Below are 19,780 nucleotides of genomic sequence, written 5' to 3'. Positions count from 1 at the left end.
ATTGGATGCTAAGGCGGCTTACAAAACACTACCGCTCAGGCGTCGGGATGCGTCATGGCCTTGGCCAAAAGAGGGTTCGCTACTGGCCAAAGTCAGCAGGAAGCCGTCTTCGGACATCAATTCCGAGGTCAGACGCCCCTGGTAGTGACCCAGTTCCAGATTCAGTGCCAGATCACGCTGTTCCAGGTTATCCACGCCTTTGATGACCAGTTCAAAGCCCTGCTCGCTCAGCAAATGGCACGCGGTTTCCAGCAAAGCCTTGAACGTTGGTTCACGGCAGGCTCGTTGAATCACCTCGGCTTCCAGCTTGACCCCGCTGATCGGCCAGCCACGCAAACGGTTGAGCTTGGTGTTTTCAATATCAGGACTGGTCAGCCAGACCTGAATGTCCTGCTCTTTCAGGAATTGCAAAGCCTGGATCAATTCCGGCGTTTCTTCCAACTCCTCGTCGCTGAACAAGTCCAGCTCCACACAACAAGGCTGCAGCTCGAACTGACGCAACATGCTGGGCATGCGCTTGTACATAGGCAGCAGCATATCAATGGGCAACTTCAGGCCGATATGGCTGGCACGCAGCGAATACTCCTGCCACCAGCGACGCACGTCAGCCATCAGGGTGCGCAGCATCCATTCACACAAAGCCTGACGGTGGATCGAGTCCGGCATATGGCGCAGCACCAGGTCCGAGGACAAACGCAAGCCTGTGGGCGAGGTCCAGAACACCTGAGCATCCACACCACTGTATTGACCTGTGCTGGTCGCCACCCGCAACTGATAAGAGAAAGACAGCGCTTCGCTGGCATGGGGGTCCAGCACATCCAGCGTTTCCAAAGCACGCAAGAGTTCCAGCGGCGTGGGCTGGGATGCCTCCTGATCGTCACGCGGCGCGTAAAACTCCATGATTTCCGTGTCTTGTGGCTCTTGCTGGGCGATCAATTTGCCCGTAAAGGTATAGCCCCAGCCGTGCACCGATTTGATCGGCAAGGCCACACCAGCCTGGCTGGCCTTGCGGCGCAAACGGCTGATCAGGGAATCCACGGCGCGGCTGTCGCTGGCAGCCAGTCCCTTGTCGCGCATCAGGTCTTCACGGCTGAAACGGGCATCCGCATGGCGAATAAAGGCGTCCATCAATTGACGCTCGCTATGGGTCAGCTCCAGGCCTACCCCATTGGGAGCCACCAGCGTCCAGCCCTTGTCGCGCAAGATCCATTCCTGCTGGCCGCTATGGTCCTGAACCTCTTCTATCGCCTGGGCGGCACCCACGGCAGCATAAACATTCCGGCGACGCACAGCATGGCACCAGGCCATCAGCTCGGGCACTTGCACATCCAGTGCCAGACACGCGTCCGCCCCCGTCAGCAGCAGCTGCACACGGGCGCTGGCAGACAGGCCGGACTGAACGGCCACGATACCCAGGGAACCAAAGTCATTGCGCAACTTGGCCACCATCAAAGGCACGTAGCCCGTCTCGACAGGAAACAGCAGCAGATCAGCCTGGCTCAGACGCGCCTCCGCGACCTTCTCCAGGGATCTGACAACGCTTGTCTTGGTACCGAAAACCCGCAGTTGCTCCAGCCAGTAGTGCAAGCCTTCGCCTTCTTCCAAAACAATCAACACGCAGCGTGCATGTTCCATAAGCGCCTACTATTTAATTATTGTCAGTCCCACGGCGGTCCCGACGAGGGCCGACAATACTATTTTTATCAATAGTTAGAATTATCACTTCTAGAATACGGAGCACAAAGTAAAGAATGGTCAAATGTGGCGTTTGAAATTTTTTGTCTTCAAAATAACGTCCGCCTTACCGCCTGAACCATCTCGGGATTATTTTCTAATCGCTGTTCTTTTAAAATCATGCCCTACAAATAATTATAGTTTCCATAACGATGGGACATAAAAAACCCGCTCGAAAGCGGGTTGTTCTAGCTCAAGACCAGCCAGAATACTTACTGGGCGGCAGCGTCCAGACGAGACTGCAACTGGGCAGCAGGCAGCCAGCCATCAGCGCGGCTGCCATCGGCAAAGTAAATGGCCGGGGTGCCTTGAACGCGCAGTTTTTGTCCTACTGCCAATAACTGATCCAATGGATGCTCACACGAGGCTTTCTCGGGTCGCGCTCCGCCCCCCATCCAATCACTCAAGGTTTTAGCGGGGTTTTGGGCACACCAAATGTCCTCGGCTTTGCGGCGGCTGTCCGGTCCCAGGATGGGAAACATCAGGCTATAAACCGTAACATTGTCGATCTCCTGCAAAGTTGTATGCAGACGTTTGCAATAGCCGCAATTGGGATCTTCAAAAACCACCATTTGACGGCTACCGTCGCCTTTTACCAGCTTGATGGCCTTATCCAGCGGCAAGTCATTCAGCGACACGCGATTGAGTTCCTGCATGCGCTGCTCGGTCAGATCAACACGGGTTTTACTATCCAGCAAAGAACCTTGCATCACGAAGCTGGCCTGCGGGTCGGTATAGAGCAAGGTGCCACCCACTTCCACTTCCAGCAAATTGGGGAACGGCGTGGCGCGAATGCCATCCACCGTTACACCGGGGAAGGCGGCTTCAAAAGCCTGGCGTGTGGGTTCGAAACGAGTGTCTACTTTGGCGGGGCTGGCTGCCTGAGCCAGGCCACACAGCGACAACAGCGCCAGAGCCAATACAGAACGAAGGTGCAACATCATGACGTACTTCCTTTACTAATCGACAAGACCCTAGCGGCCTTAGAACAAGAGCGCGCCGGGGCTGATTCCGGCAGCATGCGCAATCAGGCGGCGTTTCACCCAGGGCAGGCGGTCCACCACTTGCATGCCGGCATTACGCAGCATGGAAGCCGGTGCTCCCGGTGCCGCGAACAGACGGTACAAGCCATCCGTAGCTGCCCGCATGGCCGCAATCGGTTCAGCGCGAGCGCGCTTGTAGCGATTGAGCACGCGCATATCACCGACCGAATAATGCGGGCCGCGCTCGGACAAGACCTTGATCAGGGCTTCGATATCGCCCAGACCCAGATTCAAACCCTGACCGGCCAAAGGATGAACGCGATGCGCCGCATCCCCCACCAGCGCCACGCCGGGCGACACCAGGCCGCTGCGTTCAAAGGTCAGAGGGAAACCGTGTACAGGGCTACGCAAGCTGAGCTGCCCCAAACGGCCATTGGACAAGGAAAACAGGCTGTTTTGCAGATACTGCGCCTGCTCCTCTGAAGGCATGGCCAGCACCTTGTCTGCCTGTGCTTGCGGCACGGACCAGACCATGGAGACTTGCGCTCTGCCATCCACATCCGGCATAGGCAACAGGGCCAGAATCGAATCGCCTGTAAACCACTGCAGGGCGACTTGCTGGTGCGGGCGTTCTACGTTGAAATGGGCCACCAGGCCGGCATCCCCGTATTCACGACCATGATGTTCAATGCCGGCAGCAGAGCGCAGGCCAGAACGGGCACCATCCGCCCCCACGAACAAATCGGCGCTGATGCGCTTTTGTCCGGCGGTAACGATGGTATTGCCTTCCAGGCGCTCAAAGCGATCTTCAATCCAAGGCACACCAAACACTTGCAGCGCTTGATACAGAGCTTGTTCCATCTGACCGGACTCGACAATCCAGGCCAGATAGTCCTGCGCATCCTGCCAGGCATGCAGATTCAGACAACCACCGCCATCACCATGGACTTCCATGGCCTGCACCGGCGAAATACGCTGGGCCGACATCAAGTTCCAGGCACCCAGCTGCGCCAAAAAACGCTGGCTGGCGACCGAGACAGCATAGACACGGGGGTGATACTGCCCCGCCGCCAGCTCCATAGGCTTGTAGGCGGGGGACAGGATACTGACATCAAACCCGGCCTTGCGTAAACCCAGGGCACTGGCCATACCGGCCAAGGCCCCGCCACACACCACAATTCGTTCTTTCTTCATCGTGCGCTCGGTGCTCCTGCCTGACGTGGCCACAGCAGCCACATTTGACCTTGCTGCTTCATGCGCCCTGCCTGTGCGCCTGCCTGATCGCCCGTGCCCCAGTACAAGTCGGTACGAGCGGCACCTTTAATCGCCGCGCCTGTGTCCTGAGCAAAGACCAGTCGCTGCAAAGGCTGGTTCGTCGCAGGCTGCGAGGTGGCCAGATACACAGGCGTACCCAAAGGTACGTAAGTGGGATCAATAGCAACGGAACGCAGGCCAATCAAGGGAATGCCATAGGCACCTTTAGGGCCCAGGTCCTGATCCACAATGGCCTCTTCACGGAAGAACACCATGGCGGTATTTACATTCATCATTTCCTGAACGCGATGCGGATTGCGCTTGGCCCAGGCCTTGATGTTTTGCATGGAGGTTTGTGCCAAAGGCATCTCGCCCTGCTTGGCCAGCCATTGACCTACCGAAGCATAAGGACGGCCGTTATGGTCGGCATAGGCCAGACGTACGGCGCTGCCATCGGGCAATACAGCACGGCCCGAGCCTTGAATCTGCAAGAAGAAACCTTCTACCGGATCTTCTGCATAAACAATCACGGGTGGCTGACGATCCTGCTTGGACACGATCTGCTCGCGTGTGTCGTAAGGCACGATACGTTTGCCCACTTGCTTGCCGCGAATACGCTTGCCAGCCAGTTCGGGATACAAGCTGCCCAGATCAATCGTCAACAAATCATCCGGTGCGGCGAACAACGGCCACTGATAACCGGAGCTGCGTGTACGCGAGGCTTTCAACAGTGGTTCGTAATAGCCAGTGACGGTGTTTTGAGCCACCGCGCCATCGCCGGTCAGCAAACGCCAGGGCTGCAACTGCTCCTGCAGGAAATTGCGCACGGCCGCCGTATCTTTGGTCTCAGCGTTCAGACCTGCGGACGCTGCAGCCTGACACACGGGTTGCCAGGCACGGGGATTGGCACGTGCCGGCATGGCCAGCGAACCGCTGACCGGACGCATCAGGCCCTTGCAGTTATTGATAAACCCTTTCCAGACATGGTCCAGCGAATCAGCCTGCCAGCCCGGCAAAGTGGACCAGTTCACGGCCTGATAACGACCCGCCAGCGCACGCGCCGGGGTTTCCGGCAGTGCCGACAGGGACGGCACGCGCAAAGGCTGCAGAGCGATATCAGGACCGCCTTCTGCTGTACCCGGAGCCGTTGACGAAGAACCCTGATCCACAGGAACAGTGGAACAGGCACTTAATGCCAGCAATACGGCTGGCACGCAATAAATTATCTTCATGGCTGGGTTTGGCCCTTAGTGCAAGGTACGGGGGGAGGAAAGGATGAACTCCTGAATGGCGACCTCAAAGGGCACACCATTTTCACCAACACATTGATAGCTGCCGCGCATGGTGCCAAACGGCGTGTTCAGGGGGCAGCCACTGGTGTACTCGAAGGTCTCGCCCGGAGCCAGCACTGGCTGTTGTCCCACAACACCCAGGCCGCGCACTTCCTGAACCTGCTGATTGTCGTCCGTAATGATCCAGTGACGACTGATAATCTGGGCCGTCTGCTGTCCATTGTTGGTAATCCGTACGGTATAGGCAAAAACGTATTGATTGCTATCGGGTTCGGATTGCTCAGGCAGGTACTGGGGCGTGATCTGCACCTCAATATCGTCAGGCTTCATGATGGATTCCAGGTTACGGCTGTACAAATACGGAGCGCTGCACAGCCCCCCGCTTGAAACTATAATGATGACATATGGCCACGATTTTCGTGATGTCTAATCTTTACGGCACCTATTATGTCCCAAGCCAGCTCCACACGTATCGCTCCCAGTATTTTATCGGCCGACTTCGCCCGCCTGGGTGAAGAAGTCCGCAATGTGATTGCCGCCGGAGCCGACTGGGTTCACTGCGACATCATGGACAACCACTTTGTACCGAACCTGACTTTCGGCCCCATGGTCTGTGCTGCGCTGCGCCCCCACACTACCGCTCCCATCGACGTACACCTGATGGTAGAGCCCGTGGACGCGCTGATCCCCGAATTTGCCAAAGCCGGTGCCAATTACATCAGTTTTCACCCCGAAGCCTCGCGCCACGTGGATCGCACCCTGGCGCTGATCCGTGACCACGGCTGTAAGGCCGGCCTGGTGTTCAACCCGGCCACCCCGCTGAACTGGATGGATCACTTGATGGACAAGCTGGATCTGGTCTTGCTGATGTCCGTTAACCCCGGCTTTGGTGGTCAGGCCTTCATCCCCAGCGCCATGGACAAGCTGCGCCAGGCCCGTGCCCGCATTGATGCCTGGACCGCAGAAGGTGGCCAGCCCATCCTGCTTCAAATCGACGGTGGCGTGAAAGTGGACAATATCGGCGCCATTCGCGCTGCTGGTGCTGACACCTTTGTGGCCGGTTCGGCTATTTTTGGTCAGCCCGACTACGCTCAGGTCATCCGCGACATGCGCGCGCAAATCGCGCTGGCAGAGCAGGCCTAAGCCCTGCGTCCGGCCTGCCCACCCGGCAGGCCTGCTGCCAGCACCCGCTGTTCCCTCTACTGCAACATCGTATTGCGGCTATAACTGCCCTGCCGAACCGGATTGTCCGGGCGGCGACGCTCCACAAACAAGGCATTGCCCTGCACACGCTTGGCCTGTGCCTTGGCAGAACTGGCCAGCTCCGCAATTAAAGAGCCCGAATACAATTCGGGCTCATCAACAGTGACCACACCTAAAGACAGGCTCACTAGCGGGTGAAATACCAGCACGCCTTGACGGTTCTCAGCCAGATAGCCGCCTGCTTGCCGGTGTTCCAGTCGATACAAGGACTCCAGCTCTTTTTCCAGCTCGTCCAGAATGCTTTGGCAGCGCTCGGCCCAATCCGGGCTGGTAAACACCAAAATAAAATCGTCGCCCCCCACATGGCCCACAAAGTCCATGCGTGCCACTGCGTAACGGGTAAAGAGTTCGGCCATGGAGCGCAGCAGCTCATCTCCTTTGCGATAGCCGTACAAGTCGTTATAGGGTTTGAAGTGGTCCAGATCCGCGTAGCACACGGCGAAGTTCTGACGATTACGCAGCAAACCATCAATATGCTCATCAATCGGCACATTGCCCGGCAATTGCGTCAGGGGATTGGCATAACGCGCCGTCATGATCTGAATCTGCGTAATTTCACGCATCAGCTCCACGCTGGAGCCCAAACCCAAGTACTCTCCCGCGCCGGTGATGATGAAACCATCACTCAAGGCATCCCCCGCTCCTTGCGTCATCAAGGTGCCCAACTCCAGCAGGCTGGTGTCGCAATCCACAATCAGCGGCGGGGTTTCAATAAACAGGGAACATGGTTTGTTGCCATACAGCTCGCGGTGATAAGGCCGGGCAAGCTGATCGTAAAGCTGGCTGCGGCGCAAAATGCCTGTTGGCCGATTGCCTCGCAGCAAAGCCACCGCGCTTAAATCGGGGTGGCTTTGAAACAGCTCATAAACACGGTTGGTCGGGGTGTGATCCGGAACGGCCGGGGCTGCACGCAGCAAACGTCGCACACTCATGGACTCCCGTCCCTGTACCTGGCGCTGAGCGCGCACATTGGAAGGACCAAACAAGGCAGCCTGGGCAGGTTCCAATTGAGTCGGAGGATTGGGTTGGGGCCGGCATAGCAAATAGCCCTGACCACAGGCCACGCCCAAATACCGCAGGGTGCGTAGTTCCGCGCCGGTTTCAATCCCTTCTGCAATCACCACAGATTGCGCGTGGCTGGCGATATCGCAAATGGAACGCACCAATTGCTGCTTGAGCACATCGGTATCAATATCGCGCACAAAATATTTGTCGATCTTGACGTATTCAGGCCGCAATTCGGACCACAAACGCAACGAGGCATAGCCTTCGCCCAGATCATCAATGGCGAACTGCAGGCCTTCATGCCGGTACAGCTCAATGGCCTGATTCAGATAGTCGTAGCTGTCGGTGCGCTCGGACTCGGTCAACTCGACCACCACCCGGCTCCAGTCAATGCCATCCAGTTGTGGCATGCCGGTACGCGGTTCGATGCGGGCCGAAGGCAACATGCGTATCACCACATCCGGGCTGGAATTCAGGAACAGTTTGCCCGCCAAACCCTGCTGGTTGAAACTGCTGACCAAGGTATGGCAACACAGCTCTTCCAGATCCCATAGGCGCCCGCACTGCCGGGCAGCGTCGAACAAAGCTAATGGCGAATAAAAACTGGTGTCCTTTGGCCCTCGAATCAAACCCTCGTAACCCAGAATAAAGCCGGACTGCAAATCCACAATGGGCTGAAAGACCGGCGTAACTTGTTTTTCTACGAGAATCTGATGAAATGTATCGAGCATCATACTTCCGCTCCTAGGGCCTTTCTGAACGGACTATCGAAAGCCAATCTTGTACCAAAATACGGTTTGCTCACTAAATTGATAAGCCCGCGTGCAGTAAGGAGCTTTAACATGATGAATCAAACGAAATGAAAACCCGATGTTCCGAAAACTTTTTCTGCTCGACCTTAACAGGAATTTGACAATATTTTGTCACAAGTTCGCTACAAAAAGATGAATATTTTCTCTGTACTGTTTGATTTGGACGGCACCCTGCTCGATACCATTCCCGATCTGGCCTCGGCATGTAATGCCATGCGTATCGACCTTGGTTTGCCCCCGCTCCCAGAGGAGCGTATTGCCACTTTTGTGGGCAAAGGCTCGGAAAACCTGGTGCGACGCGCCCTGACCGACCTGCCTGAACCTTCTGCCGACTACACCCAGGCACTGGAATCATTTTATTACCATTACCAATTATGTAATGGCCAACACAGCCGCCTGTATCCCGGTGTACTAAAAGGATTGGACGACTTTAAAAGCCAGGGATTGCGTCTGGCCGTGGTCACCAACAAGCCCGAACAATTTGCCCGTCCCTTGCTGGAACAAACGGGATTGAGCCCATATTTCGAGCTGGTGGTAGGCGGCGATACCTGCCCGCGCAAAAAGCCCGACCCCATGCCCTTTGTCTACGCCTGCGAGCAAATGAAACTGGCTCCCGAACAAACCTTGGTCATTGGGGATTCCATGAATGACGCCCAGGCAGCGCGTGCGGCGAACATCCCCGTACTGTTGGTTCCTTACGGCTATAACGAAGGCAAGGATGTGCAAAGCCTGGATTCCGATGGTATAGTTGCCTCTATTGCCGACGCGGCCACCTGGCTGCGCAACAAACGCAACACCATATTTACGTCATAAAATTCATGTCTACTCGCACTCACGCATCCACAATCTACGGCGCTTATTGGCGCTGGTGGCGTTCGTGTATCGGGTAGATATAACCTTGAAGTCTGGCGTCCCTGCAAAGTAGTACACAGCGGACCGCCTCCAGGAAAATAAGCCCGGTAATCACAACGACCGGGCTTTTTTTTGTTTCTGTCCGGCTCGTCGTACCCACTGACCCTCGAGATCCCAATGACAGAAATAGAATTCAATGCCCTAGCAGCAGAAGGCTTTAACCGCATTCCCCTGATTGCGGAAACCTACGCCGACCTGGATACGCCCCTGTCGATTTATCTGAAACTGGCGCACAACGGCCCCGAAGGCGGACGTTACAGCTGCCTGATGGAATCGGTTGTGGGCGGCGAACAGTTCGGTCGCTACTCCTTTATTGGCCTGCCTGCCCGTACCGTGATCCGCAGCTACGGCCGCCATACCCAAGTGTTGCACGATGGCAAGGTCGTCGAAACAGCCGAAGGCGATCCGCTGGAATTTATCGAACAATTCCAGGCCCGTTTCAAAGTAGCCCTGCGCCCTGGCATGCCCCGCTTTGCGGGTGGTCTGGCCGGCTACTTCGGCTACGACACCGTGCGCCACATCGAACCGTCCCTGGGCATGAATCGCAAACCCTTCCCTTCCGACCAGGAAGAAGGCGTACCGGACATCATGCTGCTGCAAGTGGACGAGCTGGTGATTGTGGATAATCTGGCTGGTCGCACCTACCTGCTGGTCTACGCGGATCCCGCCCAGCCCGAAGCCTACGTACTGGCCAAGCGCCGTCTGAAAGAGCTGCGTGAAAAGCTGCGCTCGCCCGTAGTGATCCCTTACGCCTACGCCAGCATGCAAACCGAATGCGAGCGCGACTTCGACAAAGAGGATTACCTGAAGGCCGTGGCCCGCGCCAAGGAATACATTGCAGCCGGTGATCTGATGCAAGTGCAGATCGGCCAGGTCATCACCAAGCCTTTCCGCGACTCGCCCCTGTCCCTGTACCGCGCCCTGCGTTCGCTGAACCCATCGCCCTACATGTACTTCTGGAACTTCGAGGATTTCCAGGTTGTGGGTGCATCGCCAGAAATTCTGGTGCGTCAGGAAGAACACCGTCAGGATGGTCGCAATATGGAACGCGTCACCATTCGCCCGCTGGCCGGTACCCGCAAACGCGGTGCTACACCTGAAGCCGATGCCGCACTGGCCGCCGAGCTGAAGTCCGACCCGAAAGAACGCGCCGAACACCTGATGCTGATCGACCTGGCCCGCAACGATATTGGCCGTATCGCCAAAACCGGCACGGTACAAGTCACAGACACCATGGCGATCGAGCGCTACTCGCATGTTCAGCACCTGGTGTCCAACGTCTGCGGCGAACTGCAAGACGGCATGAGCCAGATGGACGTGCTGCGCGCCTCCTTCCCTGCAGGCACCCTGACCGGCGCCCCCAAGGTACGCGCCATGGAAGTCATTGATGAACTGGAGCCCGTGCGTCGTGGCGTTTACGGTGGTGCAGCTGGCTACCTGAGCTACTCGGGCGAGATGGATCTGGCTATTGCCATTCGCACCGGCGTCATCAAGGACGGCATGCTCTATGTGCAGGCAGCCGCCGGTGTCGTGGCCGACTCCGATCCCGAAAAAGAATGGCAAGAGACCGAAGCCAAGGCACGCGCCGTGATCCGCGCTGCCGAACAAGTGCAATTCGGTCTGGACGAGCCTATTTAATCGCCTGACTGCCATCCTTTTTTTGCCGGAGTATTCCCATGCTGTTCATGCTCGATAACTATGACTCGTTTACCTATAACCTGGTCCAGTACTTTGGAGAACTGGGTCAGGAAGTAGTGGTACGACGCAACGATCAAGTCACACTTGAAGAAATTGAAGCCTTGAATCCCAGCCATCTGTGCGTCTCGCCCGGCCCCAAATCCCCTGCAGATGCGGGCCTGTCAGTTGCACTGATCCAGCACTTTGCCGGCAAGCTACCGATTCTGGGCGTCTGCCTGGGTCATCAAGCAATCGGACATGCTTTTGGGGCGCGCATTATCCGTGCGCAGCAAATCATGCATGGGAAAGTCTCCCCTATTACCCACCAGGGCACGGACGTATTCAGCAACTTGCCCTCGCCCTTTAACGTCACCCGCTACCACTCCCTGGCCATCGAGCGCGACAGCCTGCCCGACTGCCTGGAAGTGACCGCGCAAACCGAAGACGGCGAGATCATGGGTGTGCGTCACCGCGAATTGCCTATTTATGGCGTGCAGTTTCACCCCGAGTCGGTGTTAAGCGAGCATGGCCACGCCTTACTGAAGAACTTTCTGGACCTTTAAATCATGAACACCATCACTCCTACCGAAGCACTGGTGCGCTGTATCGAACACCGGGAAATCTTCCACGACGAAATGCTGCATCTGATGCGCATGCTGATGCGCGGCGAAATGTCGCCCCAGATCGCGGCTGCCTTGCTGATGGGCCTGCGCGTGAAAAAAGAAAGCGTGGGTGAAATTTCTGCCGCCGCCCAGGTGATGCGCGAATTTGCCACCCCCGTCATTACGCCTAACCCGGACGAACTGCTGGATATGTGCGGTACAGGTGGCGACGGCTCCAATACCTTCAATATCTCCACCGCTTCCATGTTTGTGGCCGCCTCCGTAGGGGTAAAAGTGGCCAAGCACGGCAACCGCAGTGCGTCTTCCTCGTCCGGCAGTGCGGACGTACTGGAAGCCCTGGGCGTGAACCTGACCTTCTCGCCCGAGCAAGTGGCGCAAAGTATTGCCGAAACCAATATCGGCTTCATGTTCGCCCCCGCTCACCACGGTGCCATGAAAAACGTGGCCGCTGTCCGCAAAGAGCTGGGCGTGCGCACCATTTTCAATATTCTGGGCCCACTGACCAACCCGGCCGGTGCAACCAACCAGCTGATGGGCGTCTTCCACCCCGACCTGGTGGGGATTCAGGTCCGCGTGATGCAACGTCTGGGCGCCAAACACGTGCTGATCGTACACGGCAAGGACGGCATGGATGAAGCCTCTCTGGGTGCGGCCACCCTGGTGGGCGAACTGAAGGACGGTCAGGTGCGTGAATACGAAATTCACCCCGAAGACTTTGGTATGGCCATGACCTCCAACCGCAGCATTCGCGTCTCCAGCAAAGAAGAATCTGCCGTGATGATTATGGAAGCCCTCAATAACCAAGAGGGTACGGCTCGTGATATTGTTGGCCTCAATGCTGGTCTGGCCATCTATGCCGCCAACCACGCCGACTCCATTGAACAAGGCCTGCGCATGGCTTTTGAGGCCATTGCGAACGGTGCCGCCCGCGAAAAACTCGAACAATTCCGCGCTTATACAAGGAAGTTAAATCCATGAACGACATTCTGGCCAAGATCCTCGACACCAAAAGAGCTGAAGTCGTCACCGCCCGCCAACTGCGCAGCGAGTCCGATCTGCTGCGCGAAGCGAAGAACCGGAACGACCTGCGCGGCTTTGCCAGCGCGATTGAAGACAAGATTGCGCAAGGCAAGCCTGCCATTATTGCGGAAGTCAAAAAGGCCTCCCCGTCCAAGGGGGTGATCCGTGCCGACTTCAACCCCACGGAAATTGCTTCCAGCTACGCCGCCCACGGCGCTGCCTGCCTGTCGGTCCTGACCGATATCCAGTATTTTCAGGGCTCCTACGACCACCTGCGCCAGGCCCGTGCCGTGTGCGCGCTGCCCGTACTGCGCAAAGATTTCATTATTGATCCCTATCAGATCATCCATGCCCGTGCCATGGGTGCCGACTGCATCTTGCTGATCGTCGCCGCGCTGGAGCAGGATCAGCTGATGGAATACGAAGAAATGGCCCACGAACTGGGCATGGACGTGCTGGTTGAAGTACATGACCGCGCCGAGCTGGATATTGCCCTGCAAATGAAGACCAGCCTGCTGGGTATCAATAACCGCAATCTGCGCACCTTTGAAACCAGCACCCAGAACACCCTGGACCTGCTGCCCTTCATCCCCAGCGAAAAGCGCGTTGTCACCGAAAGCGGTATCCACACCATTGAAGACGTGGCCCTGATGCGTGAAAACCAGGTGCAAGCCTTCCTGGTCGGTGAAGCCTTCATGCGTGAGCCTGATCCGGGCGTCGCCTTGCAGAACCTGTTCTTCGGTCAGCCTGCATGAGCACCTCCGCTTGCCCCCTGTGCGCCTTGAAGCCTGATCAATTGTTATGGTCAGGCGCAGGGCTACAGGTACTGGCTGTCACAGACAGCCCATTTCCTGGCTATACGAGAGTGATCTGGCAAGAGCACGTGGCTGAAATGACAGACCTGTCTGAAGAACAGCGGCAGCACATCATGGCGGCGGTCTATGTGGTTGAGCAGACTCAGCGTGAACAGCTGGGAGTCGCCAAAATCAATCTGGCTCAGTTCGGGAATCAGGTGCCGCACCTGCATTGGCACATCATCCCACGTTGGAAGGACGACCCGTTCTTTCCGGATTCTGCCTGGTCGCCCGCCCCCACGCGCACGGAAGAACAGAAGCAAGGTTGGGCGTCCCACGAGGAACGCCTGCTTGAACAAGTCAGCGAGTATCAGCAGGCACTGCGTACTGCGCTAGAAGCACGATTCAAGCACTAAACCGGCTATCCAAATCCTGTTATTCAAGAAATACCCGCTGGCCTCTAAAAAGTCAGCGGGTATTTTTTGCCGTCTCAAAAAAGATCTGGCGCACAATAACAGACAAGTACACCGCTTATTCGTGAAGCCCGCTACAGCGCGATTCCACCGGCAGGAGCCAAGCTGCTGTTGCGCTACTTGCATGCACAGTTTGCTTGCTTGCACAGCATGGCCATAGCCACCTCTTTACACTTGGCAGCACAACCCTCTCGGCTTCATAAATCTCCACCTAAGAACAATCAGGATAAGGAGTGCCCAAAGACTTCTTTCCGACAAAATCCTTGATCCAGTCACTTCGAGCACAAAATTAACCTAGATCAAGCCTGGGCAACAATCGCCTAGCCCCATCAAAAACCACCATATATAGTGTCGTGAATCCTAAAAATCACTATATATAGGTTTTGGTGAAAAATATGGCTACCCAGGAAACCGCAACGCGTCCAGCTGCTCAGCTGGACATCATCCGCTCCATTACCGAGTATCTGGACCGCCAGGACTGGCGCGTGCAGGCCAATGCCAACCAGGGCTACTCGCTAGGCGGGCTGATTCTGAACAGCTCAGGCAAGATGATTGCCAACTACTGGCTCAGCCATGTGTACCCCGAAGCCATCGGCCAGGCACACCGTCAGGCTGACCTGCACATCCACGATCTGGACATGCTCTCTGGCTACTGCGCCGGCTGGTCCTTGCGCACCTTCCTGAACGAAGGGCTCAATGGCGTGCCCGGCAAAATCGAATCCGGCCCACCACGACATCTAAGCAGCGCGGTCGGCCAGGTCGTCAATTTTCTGGGCACCCTTCAGAATGAGTGGGCCGGTGCCCAGGCTTTCAGCTCCTTTGATACCTATATGGCACCCTTCATCCGCAAGGATGGTCTGAGCTACAAGCAGGTGCGCCAATGCATGCAGGAACTGATCTACAACCTGAACGTACCCTCGCGCTGGGGTACGCAGACGCCCTTTACCAATCTGACCTTTGACTGGGTATGTCCCGAAGACCTGCGCGAGCAAGTGCCACAAATCGGTGGCGTAGAAATGCCGTTTTGCTACGGAGATCTGCAAGCCGAAATGGACATGATCAACCAGGCCTATATCGAAGTCATGAGCGAGGGCGATGCCCGAGGCCGTGCCTTCACCTTCCCGATCCCCACCTACAACATCACTCGGGATTTTGACTGGCACAGCCCGAATGCCGAACGCCTGTTTGCCATGACGGCCAAATATGGCCTGCCCTACTTCCAGAACTTCATTAATTCCGAGCTGGAACCCAATATGATCCGCTCCATGTGCTGCCGCCTGCAGCTGGATCTGCGCGAGCTACTCAAACGCGGTAATGGCTTGTTTGGCTCTGCCGAGCAAACCGGCTCCCTGGGAGTCGTCACCCTGAACTGCGCCCGCCTGGGGTATCTGTATCAAGGCGATGAAGCCGGTCTGTTTGCCCGTTTGGATCAGCTGCTGGAAATGGGCCGCGACAGCCTTGAAATCAAGCGTACCGTGATTCAGCAACATATGGACCAAGGGCTGTTTCCCTACACGCGCCGCTATCTGGGCACCTTACGCAATCACTTCTCCACGCTGGGAGTTAACGGCATTAACGAGATGATCCGCAACTTTACCCAGGATAAGCAAGATCTTTGTACCCCGTGGGGCCACCGCTTTGCCTTGCGTTTGCTGGATCACATCCGGAATCGCATGGTGGAGTTTCAGGAAAGTACCGGCCACCTGTACAACCTGGAGGCTACCCCTGCCGAGGGTACCACCTACCGCTTTGCCAAAGAAGATCGCGCCCGCTGGCCCGACATTCTGCAAGCAGGGACCGAGCAGATGCCTTACTACACCAATTCCTCTCAGTTGCCGGTGGGTTTCACCGAAGATCCCTTCGAGGCGCTGGAGCGACAAGACGAGCTGCAAGGAAAATACACCGGCGGCACTGTACTGCACCTGTACATGACCGAAGCCCTGTCCAGCACCGATGCCTGCCGCAATCTGGTGCAACGAGCCTTGAACCGTTTTTCCTTACCCTACATCACCGTCACACCCACCTTTTCCATCTGCCCCAAACACGGCTATCTGTCTGGAAAACATGAGTTTTGCCCACATTGCGATAGTGAGCTTCTGGCCAACAAGATAGCTCAGGCCAGGGTCGAAACTGATGCTCAAACCATCGCGGGCGCGGAAACCTCAACGCCGCCGCAGACACCGACACCGACACCGACACCGACACCGACACCGACACCGACAGCAGTCCATTAAAGCCGATCTCTTCAAACAGATCTCTTTTACGGAAATTGGCTATAAGCAACCCACTTAACTCAGATCAAACCAGGCTTTTTGCTTTCCTCTGCATTTCTCTACAAGCAGCCTCTTGGCACACACCTTGGCTAGTCACACCCAATTAGCGTGACGGCCTTTTTATCCAGGGAGTTATTCATGAACACCGACACCATCACTCTTCAAGATTCCGAACGCCAAGCTTGCGAAATCTGGACACGCGTCATGGGCTATCACCGCCCCATGTCGTCTTTCAACATTGGCAAGCAAGGCGAGTTCCACGAGCGACGCTACTTCACCGAAGCCAGCGCAGCCGTAACCCGCACTGTCCCCACTCTGTAAAAATCCGCTCAAGCACCATGACTTACGCCACGCGCCATCTTTATCCGGCCATGCCTCCTCGCAAAGTGGCCCTGAAAGTGGGTGGCTGCGCCCCTTTCTCGGCCACGGATTACCCCGGCCAATTAGCCGCTGTCATCTTTGTGCAAGGCTGCCCCTGGCGCTGTGGCTACTGCCATAACCCTCACCTGCAAGAACGCACGCCAGACAGTGCTATTGATTGGAACGCCTTGCTGGATTTTCTGAATCGCCGCGTCGGCTTGCTGGACGCCGTGGTCTTTAGCGGCGGAGAACCCACGTTGGACCCAGCCTTGGGTTCCGCCATACGCGCGGTACGCAGGCTGGGTTTCAAAATCGGTTTACACACGGCAGGCACACATCCGGCCAGACTGCTGGAAATCCTGCCTTGGGTGGACTGGATAGGCCTGGATATCAAGGCAGAGTTCAGCCACTACGACGCCATTACTCAACGCAGTAATAGTGCGGCCGCACCGTTACGCAGCTTGCAGTTGCTGCTGAACGAAGACGTTCTGTTTGAATGCCGCAGCACCATTCATCCCCAGCTGCATAGCCCCGCCTCGGTCCAGGCCTTGGGGCAACACTTGCATGAGCTGGGCGTGCAGCGCTATGCCGTGCAGATTTTCCGCACACAAGGCTGTGATGATGATTTCCTGAATGAAACTGGGCAGGCTTTGCAGGCCTACCCAGGAACGGAAGTTTTGGAAAACCTCCAAAAGCTGTTTCCGCACTTTGAAGTGCGGCGCTCTTGACTGTCTCAGGAAGAAGCTGGCGTACGGATCGGGCGACGCAGCACATCCTGCAAAGCCGCTTTCCCCTGTTTGAGCACTGCACGCGGATGCAGAATATCGGGGTCCAGGGCATCCAGAGTGTTTTTCACCATCAGGCCCAGTTCTGTATCACCCTCAATCGACAAACGTCGATTAAAGAACAAGGTATCCGGGTCTTCCTGGCGCTGCAAAAGCTGATAAAAAGCCCAAAGATCTGCTTTCAGGATTAAATCCGGGCTTTGCGACCGTGCCGACAAAGGGTAAAAAGCCCCTTGTCGCCAGGTGTAGTCAAACGCCAAACCGGCATCGGCCACCTGTATGCGTAAAGCCCGACCTTCCAGCCGCTCCGCAATATCAGCCGGTAGGTGCGGACGCATCATCACATTCAAGCCCGTACAAAACAAGCGGGAGCCTGGCCAAGGGGGCAAACGGCTTAAAACACCAGCCACGACAGCGGGCAAACGGGGAGTCGTTATTTCATTCACTCTGGCATCCTTCCCTTAAAAACGCTCTGACACTGGCGCTACCCATTCCAGGCCGGGACGACCATGCCAGAAACCGTTGCAGGCTTTAGCAGGCAGCAAAGGCAGCATATCCTCGTGGGCATCCGTTGCCTGAATACGCCCCTGAATCACGTCATTAAACAAATGCACGACCGCATCCATATGTTGAGATTGCGGGCTCAAGCGCAGCATATCCACGCCCAAGTCACGCAAATCCTGTATCTGCTCCAGCAAGGTATATACCCAGGCAGATTGAGTCTGAATACCGTTGATCGTCAGAAAACCCTGTCCTTCACGGGTTTCCAGCAACAAGCCATCGGGATAGTCCATGCACACGTACTGGCAATTGTCCTTGGGCAAGTTGCGGTTACGCGCGGCAAAGCAACGGGCCGAGAAAGCCAGGGGCAAACGCCCAAAGGCAAAGACCTCGGTTTCCAAACCCGCTGGTCTGTCCTGCTGCAACTGCGCCAATCCCGACCGACCCATTTCCAGAGGCATCACCCAGCGCACAGCGCCTTGAGAGGCAATCAAATCCAGCACCGGCCCGTTATAAACATTCAAAAAAGGGCCGGCGACAAAGTCCCGGCCCTGCATCAAACGTACTGCCCCCATATCATTGGCTTCGACCAGATAATCGGCCTGCTCGGTGACCTTGCGTAGCGTATTCACGTCCCGCCCCGACTCCAGCAAAACCTGGCTGGACAGAACCGGCACCTTGCCAGCCTGAGCCAGCATCTGTGCAATATCCAGCCAATCATCCAGCCGTAGCTCGTGACGGCGTGAACATACGGTCTCGCCCAGATACACCACCTCTACTGGCCAGTCGCAGGCCGACTCATAAAACTGCATGGTGGCAACGCGGGACCAGTAGTACTGCAAGGGGCCTAAGGATAATTTCATGTTTGAGCCTCCCATGCTCTACTTCCAGGGCCGAGAATAGGCACCCAGCGTATGTTGCTGCCCTTCGGCCAATTTGTTCAAAGCCCCCATCCAGGCCGGGTGGACTGAATAACGAGCTGGCGTGGTTTTGGCCGAATCAATGGCTTGACGCCAAACCTGAGTAACTTGAGCCACATAAGCCGGGCTGCGCTGTCGGCCTTCAATCTTGATTGCGCTGACACCCGCCGCCAGCAACTGCGGCAATAAGGACAAGGTGTTCAGGCTGGTAGGCTCTTCCAGGGCGTAATAGTTTTCGCCCGCCACATCAAAGCGCCCTTTGCACAAAGTGGGGTAAGCCGCGTTTTCACCATCCTGATAGCGGTCGATCAACACACCATTCAGACGCGACTCCAGCCCCTGATCAGTTTGCTCCCAGCGCACATGACCAGCGGGGGAACAGACTCCATGTGTATTGGGCGATTCTCCGGTGGCATAGGAGGACAAGGCACAGCGCCCTTCCACCATTACGCACAAGCTGCCAAAACCAAACACCTCAACCTGAACCGGGACCTGCTCACAGACCTGTTCCACTTGGGCCATGGACAAGACACGCGGCAAGACCACACGCTGAATACCAAAGTTCTGGTGGTAATACTTGATGGCTTCCGGGTTGGTGGCCGAACCTTGCACCGACAAGTGCAAGCGCAGATTGGGATGTGTCTGGCTGGCATAGGCCATCAAGCCAGGGTCTGCCATGATGACCGCATCGACCTGAGCCTCGGCAGCCCGGTCCACTGCGTCGCGCCACTGCTGCCAGGCATTGGGCTGCGGGTAGGTATTGAGAGCCAGCAAAACCTTGCGGCCGCGCTGATGCGCGTAATCAATCCCTTGTGCAATTGCCTGCGCATCAAAATTAAGCCCGGCGAAGTTCCGGGCATTGGTGGCATCCCGGAACCCCAGGTAGACACTATCGGCGCCGTTATCAATCGCCGCTTTCAAGGCAGGCAAGCTGCCCGCGGGGCAAACCAGTTCCATCTGCGGGTTATCGGACGCGGCTAAAGCCGTGGACGCTGTATTCATGACACTCCCCGATCAGCAATCTGGCCAGGGCGGATCCTGGCTCGACAAGACCACCACTATGCCTGCTCTGAAATTAAGGGGCCTTAACGCATATCAA

Annotated in this window: 19 protein-coding genes; 10 read left to right on the top strand and 9 right to left on the bottom strand. The window is 56.5% G+C overall.

What is annotated here, in order from left to right:
• Positions 1–18: 18 nt before the first annotated feature.
• The 5 genes from DUD43_RS01450 to apaG all read right to left on the bottom strand — a co-directional run bounded on the left by DUD43_RS01450 (position 19) and on the right by apaG (position 5,593).
• Entirely contained in the window at positions 19–1,635 is a 1,617-nt protein-coding gene (locus tag DUD43_RS01450; RefSeq protein WP_153228840.1) for an EAL domain-containing protein, read from the bottom strand.
• A 311-nt stretch (positions 1,636–1,946) separates the two neighbouring features.
• Complete coding sequence (locus DUD43_RS01445) at positions 1,947–2,678, bottom strand: DsbC family protein (protein ID WP_153228839.1); 732 nt, start codon at positions 2,676–2,678, stop codon at positions 1,947–1,949.
• A gap of 39 nt (positions 2,679–2,717) precedes the next feature.
• Entirely contained in the window at positions 2,718–3,911 is a 1,194-nt protein-coding gene (locus DUD43_RS01440; RefSeq protein ID WP_153228838.1) for an FAD-dependent monooxygenase, read from the bottom strand.
• Entirely contained in the window at positions 3,908–5,203 is a 1,296-nt protein-coding gene (locus DUD43_RS01435) for a murein transglycosylase A (protein WP_153228837.1), read from the bottom strand. The genes DUD43_RS01440 and DUD43_RS01435 overlap by 4 nt, the downstream gene beginning before the upstream one ends.
• 15 nt (positions 5,204–5,218) lie before the next feature.
• A complete protein-coding gene (gene apaG, locus DUD43_RS01430) occupies positions 5,219–5,593 on the bottom strand; it encodes a Co2+/Mg2+ efflux protein ApaG (RefSeq protein WP_021447080.1) in 375 nt (124 codons plus the stop codon).
• A gap of 117 nt (positions 5,594–5,710) precedes the next feature.
• On the opposite strand from apaG, the gene rpe reads away from it, so the two are divergent.
• The gene (rpe, locus tag DUD43_RS01425; RefSeq protein WP_153228836.1) at positions 5,711–6,406 is read left to right on the top strand and encodes a ribulose-phosphate 3-epimerase; all 696 of its coding nucleotides are present in this window, start codon (positions 5,711–5,713) and stop codon (positions 6,404–6,406) included.
• A 56-nt stretch (positions 6,407–6,462) separates the two neighbouring features.
• On the opposite strand, the gene DUD43_RS01420 is transcribed toward rpe, so the two are convergent.
• Positions 6,463–8,265 (bottom strand): GGDEF domain-containing protein, encoded by a 1,803-nt coding sequence (locus DUD43_RS01420; RefSeq protein WP_153228835.1) that lies wholly within the window; start codon positions 8,263–8,265, stop codon positions 6,463–6,465.
• A 210-nt stretch (positions 8,266–8,475) separates the two neighbouring features.
• Between DUD43_RS01420 and DUD43_RS01415 the strand changes: the two genes are divergently transcribed.
• From DUD43_RS01415 to DUD43_RS01375, 9 genes are all read left to right on the top strand, one after another.
• Positions 8,476–9,156: a phosphoglycolate phosphatase gene (locus DUD43_RS01415; RefSeq protein ID WP_194273428.1), complete on the top strand. Its 681-nt coding sequence runs from the start codon at positions 8,476–8,478 to the stop codon at positions 9,154–9,156.
• A 216-nt stretch (positions 9,157–9,372) separates the two neighbouring features.
• On the top strand, positions 9,373–10,893 hold the full coding sequence (gene trpE, locus DUD43_RS01410; RefSeq protein WP_153228833.1) for an anthranilate synthase component I: 1,521 nt from the start codon (positions 9,373–9,375) through the stop codon (positions 10,891–10,893).
• Positions 10,894–10,931: 38 nt separating this feature from the next.
• Positions 10,932–11,495 carry an anthranilate synthase component II gene (locus tag DUD43_RS01405; protein ID WP_021447083.1) on the top strand — a complete coding sequence of 188 codons (564 nt, stop codon included), beginning with the start codon at positions 10,932–10,934 and terminating at the stop codon, positions 11,493–11,495.
• Between the two features lie 3 nt (positions 11,496–11,498).
• Complete coding sequence (gene trpD / locus DUD43_RS01400) at positions 11,499–12,533, top strand: anthranilate phosphoribosyltransferase (RefSeq protein WP_035268496.1); 1,035 nt, start codon at positions 11,499–11,501, stop codon at positions 12,531–12,533.
• A complete protein-coding gene (gene trpC / locus DUD43_RS01395; RefSeq protein ID WP_042488673.1) occupies positions 12,530–13,330 on the top strand; it encodes an indole-3-glycerol phosphate synthase TrpC in 801 nt (266 codons plus the stop codon). The genes trpD and trpC overlap by 4 nt, the downstream gene beginning before the upstream one ends.
• A complete protein-coding gene (locus DUD43_RS01390; RefSeq protein WP_153228832.1) occupies positions 13,327–13,785 on the top strand; it encodes an HIT family protein in 459 nt (152 codons plus the stop codon). The genes trpC and DUD43_RS01390 overlap by 4 nt, the downstream gene beginning before the upstream one ends.
• Before the next feature lie 452 nt (positions 13,786–14,237).
• Complete coding sequence (locus DUD43_RS01385; RefSeq protein WP_153228831.1) at positions 14,238–16,076, top strand: ribonucleoside triphosphate reductase; 1,839 nt, start codon at positions 14,238–14,240, stop codon at positions 16,074–16,076.
• Positions 16,077–16,253: 177 nt separating this feature from the next.
• The gene (gene nrdD, locus DUD43_RS01380; RefSeq protein ID WP_153228830.1) at positions 16,254–16,436 is read left to right on the top strand and encodes an anaerobic ribonucleoside-triphosphate reductase; all 183 of its coding nucleotides are present in this window, start codon (positions 16,254–16,256) and stop codon (positions 16,434–16,436) included.
• Positions 16,437–16,453: 17 nt separating this feature from the next.
• Positions 16,454–17,203, top strand: coding sequence for an anaerobic ribonucleoside-triphosphate reductase activating protein (locus tag DUD43_RS01375; protein WP_045930644.1), 750 nt, complete (start codon positions 16,454–16,456; stop codon positions 17,201–17,203).
• Positions 17,204–17,208: 5 nt separating this feature from the next.
• Here DUD43_RS01375 and ubiT read toward each other — a convergent pair whose 3' ends face one another.
• From ubiT to ubiU, 3 genes are read right to left on the bottom strand one after another with little or no spacing between them, the layout of a single operon-like run.
• Positions 17,209–17,706, bottom strand: a complete 498-nt coding sequence (ubiT, locus tag DUD43_RS01370; protein ID WP_228125865.1) for a ubiquinone anaerobic biosynthesis accessory factor UbiT — start codon at positions 17,704–17,706, stop codon at positions 17,209–17,211.
• A 15-nt stretch (positions 17,707–17,721) separates the two neighbouring features.
• Positions 17,722–18,624 (bottom strand): ubiquinone anaerobic biosynthesis protein UbiV, encoded by a 903-nt coding sequence (gene ubiV / locus DUD43_RS01365; protein ID WP_153228829.1) that lies wholly within the window; start codon positions 18,622–18,624, stop codon positions 17,722–17,724.
• Between the two features lie 18 nt (positions 18,625–18,642).
• A complete protein-coding gene (gene ubiU, locus DUD43_RS01360; RefSeq protein ID WP_153231505.1) occupies positions 18,643–19,638 on the bottom strand; it encodes a ubiquinone anaerobic biosynthesis protein UbiU in 996 nt (331 codons plus the stop codon).
• Positions 19,639–19,780 lie beyond the last annotated feature (142 nt).

The sequence above is a fragment of the Alcaligenes faecalis genome (genome assembly GCF_009497775.1).
GTDB classification, from domain to species: Bacteria; Pseudomonadota; Gammaproteobacteria; order Burkholderiales; family Burkholderiaceae_B; genus Alcaligenes; species Alcaligenes faecalis_D.
This window is presented reverse-complemented; position numbering and strand designations above follow the sequence as displayed.

Coding starts and splice junctions, on each gene's coding strand:
- DUD43_RS01450 (WP_153228840.1), bottom strand. CDS start 1,635: ATGGAACATGCACGCTGCGTGTTGATTGTTTTGGAAGAAGGCGAAGGC.
- DUD43_RS01445 (WP_153228839.1), bottom strand. CDS start 2,678: ATGATGTTGCACCTTCGTTCTGTATTGGCTCTGGCGCTGTTGTCGCTG.
- DUD43_RS01440 (WP_153228838.1), bottom strand. CDS start 3,911: ATGAAGAAAGAACGAATTGTGGTGTGTGGCGGGGCCTTGGCCGGTATG.
- DUD43_RS01435 (WP_153228837.1), bottom strand. CDS start 5,203: ATGAAGATAATTTATTGCGTGCCAGCCGTATTGCTGGCATTAAGTGCC.
- apaG (WP_021447080.1), bottom strand. CDS start 5,593: ATGAAGCCTGACGATATTGAGGTGCAGATCACGCCCCAGTACCTGCCT.
- rpe (WP_153228836.1), top strand. CDS start 5,711: ATGTCCCAAGCCAGCTCCACACGTATCGCTCCCAGTATTTTATCGGCC.
- DUD43_RS01420 (WP_153228835.1), bottom strand. CDS start 8,265: ATGATGCTCGATACATTTCATCAGATTCTCGTAGAAAAACAAGTTACG.
- DUD43_RS01415 (WP_194273428.1), top strand. CDS start 8,476: ATGAATATTTTCTCTGTACTGTTTGATTTGGACGGCACCCTGCTCGAT.
- trpE (WP_153228833.1), top strand. CDS start 9,373: ATGACAGAAATAGAATTCAATGCCCTAGCAGCAGAAGGCTTTAACCGC.
- DUD43_RS01405 (WP_021447083.1), top strand. CDS start 10,932: ATGCTGTTCATGCTCGATAACTATGACTCGTTTACCTATAACCTGGTC.
- trpD (WP_035268496.1), top strand. CDS start 11,499: ATGAACACCATCACTCCTACCGAAGCACTGGTGCGCTGTATCGAACAC.
- trpC (WP_042488673.1), top strand. CDS start 12,530: ATGAACGACATTCTGGCCAAGATCCTCGACACCAAAAGAGCTGAAGTC.
- DUD43_RS01390 (WP_153228832.1), top strand. CDS start 13,327: ATGAGCACCTCCGCTTGCCCCCTGTGCGCCTTGAAGCCTGATCAATTG.
- DUD43_RS01385 (WP_153228831.1), top strand. CDS start 14,238: ATGGCTACCCAGGAAACCGCAACGCGTCCAGCTGCTCAGCTGGACATC.
- nrdD (WP_153228830.1), top strand. CDS start 16,254: ATGAACACCGACACCATCACTCTTCAAGATTCCGAACGCCAAGCTTGC.
- DUD43_RS01375 (WP_045930644.1), top strand. CDS start 16,454: ATGACTTACGCCACGCGCCATCTTTATCCGGCCATGCCTCCTCGCAAA.
- ubiV (WP_153228829.1), bottom strand. CDS start 18,624: ATGAAATTATCCTTAGGCCCCTTGCAGTACTACTGGTCCCGCGTTGCC.
- ubiU (WP_153231505.1), bottom strand. CDS start 19,638: ATGGAACTGGTTTGCCCCGCGGGCAGCTTGCCTGCCTTGAAAGCGGCG.